Source organism: Rhodococcus chondri, from assembly GCF_036327435.1.
GTDB classification, from domain to species: domain Bacteria; phylum Actinomycetota; class Actinomycetes; order Mycobacteriales; family Mycobacteriaceae; genus Rhodococcus; species Rhodococcus chondri.
In genome coordinates, this window is record NZ_JAUZMZ010000219.1 from 1 (window position 1) to 6780 (window position 6780).

The 6780-nt window shown below is 68.1% G+C and carries 8 protein-coding genes; 6 read left to right on the forward strand and 2 right to left on the reverse strand.

Annotation, left to right across the window (positions count from 1 at the left end):
- Positions 1-130 precede the first annotated feature (130 nt).
- Both Q8814_RS23340 and Q8814_RS23345 read left to right on the forward strand, forming a co-directional pair.
- A complete protein-coding gene (locus Q8814_RS23340) occupies positions 131-823 on the forward strand; it encodes a GNAT family N-acetyltransferase (protein ID WP_330154353.1) in 693 nt (230 codons plus the stop codon).
- A gap of 45 nt (positions 824-868) precedes the next feature.
- The gene (locus Q8814_RS23345; protein ID WP_330154354.1) at positions 869-1909 is read left to right on the forward strand and encodes a glutathione S-transferase family protein; all 1041 of its coding nucleotides are present in this window, start codon (positions 869-871) and stop codon (positions 1907-1909) included.
- On the opposite strand, the gene Q8814_RS23350 is transcribed toward Q8814_RS23345, so the two are convergent.
- Entirely contained in the window at positions 1888-2346 is a 459-nt protein-coding gene (locus tag Q8814_RS23350) for a VOC family protein (protein WP_330154355.1), read from the reverse strand. The two genes, Q8814_RS23345 and Q8814_RS23350, sit on opposite strands and share 22 nt — an antisense overlap.
- Positions 2343-3215 (reverse strand): AraC family transcriptional regulator, encoded by an 873-nt coding sequence (locus tag Q8814_RS23355; RefSeq protein ID WP_330154356.1) that lies wholly within the window; start codon positions 3213-3215, stop codon positions 2343-2345. Before Q8814_RS23355 ends, Q8814_RS23350 begins: the two co-directional genes overlap by 4 nt.
- 43 nt (positions 3216-3258) lie before the next feature.
- Here Q8814_RS23355 and Q8814_RS23360 point away from each other — a divergent pair, with 43 nt between their 5' ends.
- From Q8814_RS23360 to Q8814_RS23375, 4 genes are all read left to right on the forward strand, one after another.
- Positions 3259-4011 carry a hypothetical protein gene (locus tag Q8814_RS23360; protein ID WP_330154357.1) on the forward strand — a complete coding sequence of 251 codons (753 nt, stop codon included), beginning with the start codon at positions 3259-3261 and terminating at the stop codon, positions 4009-4011.
- 1 nt (position 4012) lies between these two features.
- Positions 4013-4864 carry an alpha/beta fold hydrolase gene (locus tag Q8814_RS23365; protein ID WP_330154358.1) on the forward strand — a complete coding sequence of 284 codons (852 nt, stop codon included), beginning with the start codon at positions 4013-4015 and terminating at the stop codon, positions 4862-4864.
- Between the two features lie 164 nt (positions 4865-5028).
- Positions 5029-6081 (forward strand): ABC transporter ATP-binding protein, encoded by a 1053-nt coding sequence (locus Q8814_RS23370; RefSeq protein WP_408015973.1) that lies wholly within the window; start codon positions 5029-5031, stop codon positions 6079-6081.
- On the forward strand, positions 6078-6780 hold a 703-nt coding region (locus tag Q8814_RS23375; RefSeq protein ID WP_330154359.1), incomplete at its 3' end, for an ABC transporter permease. The genes Q8814_RS23370 and Q8814_RS23375, both read left to right, overlap by 4 nt.

Consider the following 6780-nt stretch of genomic DNA (forward strand, 5'->3'; position numbering starts at 1 on the left):
AGACACAGCGCGCCCAGGGCGGCCCATGGCCGGGTGGCGGTCCCCGGTTCGGGACCGGGTTCGGTTCGGGATCTCGGTGCGGTTCGGTTCACGGAACGATCCTCCGCTCCCGGACGGCTACGGTAGCCAGGTGGACCCACACCTGACGAGTATCGCGGCACTGGCCTGGTGCCGCGAACTCGGATTGGACGACGACGCCCTGGCCACACCGGGCCTGGTCACGCGAGTCGACGATTCGGCGCCGGTGGTACAGGTGCTGCACATCGGGGAGTCGACGGCAATCGTCGGCCCGTCCCGCGCCGTGGCGGCCCTCACCGAGGTCGAGGCCGCGCATCGCGACGAAGCCGCCGTCCGCGCCGCCACGGCGGGACACGCGGGCCGCACCGAGGTCCTGAGCCTGTGCGCCGACTGGATCGATGCGAGCCGGGTCGACGACCCCCTGATCTCCCACCGTGCCGCCGACTTCGCCGAGCTGCTGCGGCGCTGTCCTCCGGACGACGCCACCGAAGTCGAGTTGACCGCCTCCGAACAGCCCCGCGCGTTCGTGCTGCTCGACGATGAACACCGTCCGCTTTCCGGCGCCGGATACGGCGAGGTTCATTCGCTCCTCGCCGACCTGCGGGTGCTGACGGTCCCCGACCACCGCCGCAGGGGTCTCGCGGCGACGGTGACGACATTGGCCACCCATGACGCCCTCGATGCCGGATTGATCCCGATGTGGCGGGCACGGCGCGACAATCTTGCCGCCCGGGGTCTGGCGGCCGTGTCGGGATACCTCGAATGGGGAACCCGCATAACCGTCCGTCTACCCGTTCGAATGTAGGCGCACACCAGCAGGTCCACCGACGCCGACCGACGAGGAGTTCTCTTGACCGAACCGAGCGAATCCGGCACCACAGGCAGTTATGTGGAGCCCGGATCGGAATACAAGCGCGACACCGACTACATCACCACGCGCATCACCGCCGACGGTCGCGACGGGTATCCCGTCGAAGCCGGCCGGTACCGGCTGATCGCCGCGCGAGCGTGCCCCTGGGCGAATCGCACATTGATCGTGCGACGACTGCTCGGGCTCGAGGACGCATTGTCGCTCGGACTGTGCGGACCCACCCACGATCAACGCAGCTGGACCTTCGACCTCGACCCCGGCGGCGTCGATCCGGTGCTCGGAATACCCCGGCTGCAGGATGCCTACTTCGAGCGTTTTCCGGAATACGAGCGGGGCATCACGGTGCCCGCCATCGTGGACGTACGCACGGGGCAGGTCGTCACCAACGACTACCCGCAGATCACCCTCGACTTCTCGACCGAATGGACCGCGTATCACCGTGAGGGTGCGCCGGACCTGTATCCGGAGGCGCTACGCGAAGAAATCGACGAAGTGGCCGGGGAGGTGTACCGGGACGTCAACAACGGCGTGTATCGCTGCGGGTTCGCCGGGTCGCAGGAAGCGTACGAAGAGTCCTTCGATCGGTTGTTCGCGAGACTGGACCGGCTCGAGGAGCGCCTGAGCACGCGGCGCTATCTGGTGGGCGACTCGATCACCGAGGCCGACGTGCGACTGTTCACGACCCTCGCCCGATTCGATCCGGTCTACCACGGGCATTTCAAATGCAACCGCAACCTTCTCGCGGCGTTCCCCGCACTGTGGGGTTACGCCCGAGATCTGTTCCAGACACCCGGTTTCGGCGACACCGTCGACTTCGTGCAGATCAAGCAGCACTACTACATCGTCCACACCGATGTGAACCCCACCCGGATCGTGCCGAAGGGCCCGGATCTGACCGGGTGGACGACGCCGCACGGGCGGGAAGCGTTGGGGGGACGTCCGTTCGGGGACGGCACCCCGCCGCCCCCGCCGCGTGCCGACGAGACGGTGCCGGCGGGTCATTCGCCGCTTCGGCCCTGACCGGGATAGGTGCCGATGCTCCAGTACACGCCGTGCGGATCACGGCACGTGAAGCCGTGTGAGCCGTAGTCCTCGTCGCGCAACTCCACGGTGACGGTCGCGTCGGATTCGCGGACCTTGTCGTACAGGGCGTCGGCCGTCGCGTCGTCGGGGACGACGAGATACACGGATCCATTGTCCGTGTGCTGGTCGATCGGGGTGTCGCGACCGGCCGAGCCGAGCATGACACCGCCGCCGTACGGCCACGTCAGTTCGGCGTGATCGACGCGGTCACCGTCGCCGTACACCGCAGACTCGGTGAAACCGAGGGTCTCGACGAGGAAGCGGATCGCGGCGCGGGCATCGGTGTAGGCCAGGCACGGCCATACCCTCGAGGCCCGGTTGTCGGTGTTCTTCGTTTCCGGGTTCGCTGATGTCTTTGCTGATGTAGTGGTCATGGTTTCGAGTGTTCACCCGTCGGCACCTCGACGTCTTGGACGAATGGGAACACCTCGTCCTCGAGCCAACGCGACGGCGGCACACCCGCGATGTCGCGCCATTCGCGGGCCAGATGCGCCTGGTCGTAGTACCCGCACCGCACGGCGACATCGGCTATTTTCCCTGCTCCCGGACGACGCAGCAACATCCGCGACCGCGCGAATCTCGCGATCCGCGCCGCCTCCTTCGGCCCGAGCCCGTACTCGGCGGCGAATCGCGCGCTGAGATGCCTTCGGCTCCAGCCGAGTTCGTCGGCAACCTCCCTCACTGTCCGGTGCGGTCCGGAGACGACCATGTCCCAGGCACGCGCCAGCTGCGAATCGAGTTCGCCGCCGTCGACCGATGCGATCCGCCGGGCCAGGACGCGGTCGAGGATGTCGAACCGCTCCGGCCACGTCGAGGCGTCCACGACTCGCCCGACGAGTTCCCGGTAGTCGGCACCGAACAGGTCCTCGAGTTCGACGACCCACGGCCCGAGCGCCGCGGTCGGCATGCCGAACAGCGCACGACCGCCGGCGGGAGTCAACGCGAGCTGGATGCCGTACTGGTTGCCGTCGTGAGCGATCGTCACCGAGCTGGTGGTGAGCCCGCCGGCCGGCGCGATGAACCGGCCGGGAGATTGATCCGGCGTGGCGGGCCGCGCGATGTCCACGGGATCGCCGAGACTGAGAACGACCGTCAGATCCGGCGACGGCAGCCCGAGATGTTCGCCGGGCGCGAAACCCGTGAGCCGATAACCTTCGTACCGACGCACGTAAGGTTGCAGGAGCGGCGCGGGTCGCCGCTGAGCGCCATCCGAAATCCCGGTCGCACCGGATGACAACGTCACACCGACAAGGGTAATCACCCCCGGCGACAGAACAAGGACGGATATGAGCAAGAAGGAAGGCACCATCGAGAAGTACCTCATCGCGCTTCTCGACAACGGCAGCAAACTGCAGGGCCCGGCCGTGGCGAGGTATGTCGAGTGGGTGCGTCGCGCGCATCCCGACGAGACACCCGCACAGATCATCGTGCGGCTCGAGAAACTGTTCCTGAATGCAGTGACCGGCAGCGGTTCGGCGGTCGGCGCGACCGCCGCGTTCCCGGGTGTCGGGACAATCGCCGCAATCGGAGCCGTCGGCGCCGAGACGGTATTTTTCCTGGAGGCGTCGGCATTGCTGACGTTGGCCGTCGCATCGGTGCACGGCATCGAACCGCACGACCATCAGCAGCGACGTGCTCTGGTGCTGGCGGTCGCCCTCGGGGACGCCGGTAAGGAGGTCGTCGTGGCGGCGACCGGGTCGTCGCTGAAGAATTGGCCCAAGGCTCTGACCGCGCAGACCAACACCAAGCAGTTGAAGTTGGTCAACAACACTCTGGTGAAGAAGTTCATCCGCAAGTACCTCGCCAAGCGCAGTGCGCTGGTCCTCGGCAAGCTCGTGCCGGCGGGGATCGGCGCAGCGATCGGCGGCGCCGGCAACCGGGCGATCGGCAAGCGCACGATCACCAATGCGCGAGAGGCGTTCGGCCCACCGCCCGCCACGTGGCCCGATGCGAACCGGGCACTGAACCGGGGATCCACCGACCAGGGCCCCCAGCACCTGGGAGCACCGCACCAGGAATCCCTGCAGCGGGGCCGCTGACATGCCCGACCCGCCGGTGTATGTGCGTGAATCCGGAACCGGGCCGCGCACCGTGGTGCTGCTTCACGGCTTCTCCGATCACGGCGGCACGTGGTGCCGGGTCGAACCCGCTCTGGCCGAGCGGTATCGGGTGCTGGTGGTGGATCTTCCCGGATTCGGACGCAGTGCCGGACATTGGAATGCTCCGGTGCTGGACCATTACGTGGATGTGCTCGCCGACCTCGTCGCCGACACACCGGAACCCGTGTCGCTCATCGGAAATTCGCTCGGGGCGGTCGCGTCGCTGATGTTCGCCTCGACGGCGCCCGGCCGAGTCGAGAAAGTGGTGCTCGCCGACATGCCCGGGCTCGCGGGTATCCCCCGCAGCTGGGTCGGTGGCGCGCGTGTACCTCTCGGTATCACGCGCGCGCTGTCTCGCCCGGTGCCGGCCCCGGTGATGAGGCGGACGATCGGTGCGCTGTATGCGCGGGCCGCCGTCCACCAGCCCCGGCACATGAATCGTGCAGTGCGAGCTGCGTTTACGGCGAACTTCGCCGACCGGTGGCAGATCGATACCCTGCTCGCGGTGGGCAGCAACGTGATCGGTGAACTGGCGCGGCTGCCGATCCGCGAGATGGTGCATGCGCTCGATATGCCGGCGTTGCTGCTGTGGGGCGCCCACGACCGGATTACCCCGGCGCAGGCGGCACGGCGGGTGGCGCCCGGGCTGCACCGCCGGGTCGTGATCATTCCCGAGGCGGGGCACTGCCCTCAGCTCGATGCCCCCAGCGAGTTCCTCGATGCGGTACTGCCGTTCCTCGACCGAGGTATCGATCCGCAGCGGGCGCGAAGTCGTGGTCTACCGCCGCAGTAAGCTCACGGCGTCCCTGTGGCACCGGGATACGCCCGGACAGCGGGACAGCGATTTTCGTCGAAGCATCGGGGGTTTTTCCTGTGACAGCACCGTCCGCGAACACCCCGTACGGTCCCGGGCCGTCCGGGTCCCTACCGTCCGGACCACCGCCGCCGGGGATCGTCGTGCACGGCCTGACCAAGGCATTCGGCGACCACACGGCGGTGGCGAACCTGAGCTTCCTGGTACCGCCCGGATCGATCACCGGTTTCCTCGGACCGAACGGGTCCGGGAAGACGACGACACTGGGCATGCTGCTCGGACTGGTCCGGCCGACAGCCGGGGTCGCGTACATCGACGGCGTCCCGTTCTCGCAACTCGAGCATCCTGCGCAGGTGGTGGGTGCGGTTCTCGACGCACGCAGCGCACACCCGAAACACACCGCGGCGACCCATCTGCAGGTGTACTGCGCGGCGATCGGGGTGCCGGACACCCGGGCCGCGGAGAGTCTGGATCTTGTGGGGCTCACGCCGGCCGCGCGGCGGCGCATCGGCGAGTTCTCGCTCGGCATGCGACAGCGCCTCGCGCTGGCCACCGCGTTGCTCGGGCAGCCGCGTTACCTCGTCCTCGACGAACCCGCCAACGGACTCGACCCGGAAGGCATGGCCTGGCTGCGCGATTTCCTGCTGGCGTACGCGCGCAACGGCGGGACCGTGCTGATCTCGAGTCACATCCTGCGCGAGGTCGAGCAGATGGCCGACCACCTCGTGATCATCAGCAACGGCACGCTCGTCGCGCAGAGCAGCATGGCGGATCTCCGCAATGCGTACCGGTCGCGGGTGCTGGTCGCGTCGGCCGATCCGGCCCGGCTCGCCACCGCCCTCGCGGCGGCCGGCCACACCGATGTGCAGGCGCAGCCCGACGGGCGGCTGGCCGTGGTGGGAGTGGAGCCGGATCGGATCGCGGAGCTGGCCGCCGAGTACGAGGTGAAACTGTTCGGTACGAGCGTCGAGCACGTCGATCTCGAACAGGTTTTCCTGGCGATGACTACGGGCCGCTACGTCGGTACGACTCCCGCGTACCCGCAGGGGCAACAACCGCCGTCCGGTTACGGCCCCTATCCCGGAGGGCCGCCCCAGCAGTACCCGGGCACACAGCAGTACCCGGGCGCGCATCCCGGGCAGCAGCCGTATGCCGGCTCCCAACCGCCGACCGGACCCGGAGGATTTCACCGATGACCGCGCTCCTGACGGCCGAATTCCGCAAGGTGCTGAGCCTGCGCTACTGGTGGATCCTCGGTATCGCGCCTCTGTTGGTGGGCCTGTTCTGCGGCGCCCTCACGTTGCCGGTCACGCGCGCGCTCGAGGACATCGTCGGGCCGGGATTCGCCGAGGCCGCTGCCGCTGCGATCGGCATCTCCTTCGCGCTCGCCCTGGTGTTCCTGTTCGCGGCGCTGTTCGGTGTCGTCAACACCGGCAGCGAATTCCAGCACCGCACCGTGGTCACCACCTTCCTGACCACCCGCGGGCGCGACCGGGTGATCGCCACGAAACTCGCGACTGCGGTGATCTTCGGGTTGCTGTACTGCATCGTCGCCGAGATGGTGTCGGCCTTGACGATCCTCATGTTCGGAGGCGGATTCTCGGGTGCCGATTTCGGTGACGTCGCGGCGGTTCTCGGCTCGGGTCTGCTGTGCGCGGTGCTGTGGGCGCTGATCGGCGCGGGTCTGGGCCTGCTCACGGGTTCCACCACGGGGAGCGTGCTCGCGATCTGCGGGTGGATACCGTTCGGGGAGCTCACCGTGTCGCTGATTCTGCACGGCATCGGGCTCGGCGCCGTGGCGCAGTTCCTGCCGGGGCAGGCCACCTGGTACACGCTGTTCACGGTGGTGACGCTGCCCGACGACGTCGAGATGGCGATGACGTGGCCGCTGGCAC

Coding starts and splice junctions, on each gene's coding strand:
- Q8814_RS23350 (WP_330154355.1), bottom strand. CDS start 2,346: ATGACCACTACATCAGCAAAGACATCAGCGAACCCGGAAACGAAGAAC.
- Q8814_RS23365 (WP_330154358.1), top strand. CDS start 4,013: ATGCCCGACCCGCCGGTGTATGTGCGTGAATCCGGAACCGGGCCGCGC.
- Q8814_RS23360 (WP_330154357.1), top strand. CDS start 3,259: ATGAGCAAGAAGGAAGGCACCATCGAGAAGTACCTCATCGCGCTTCTC.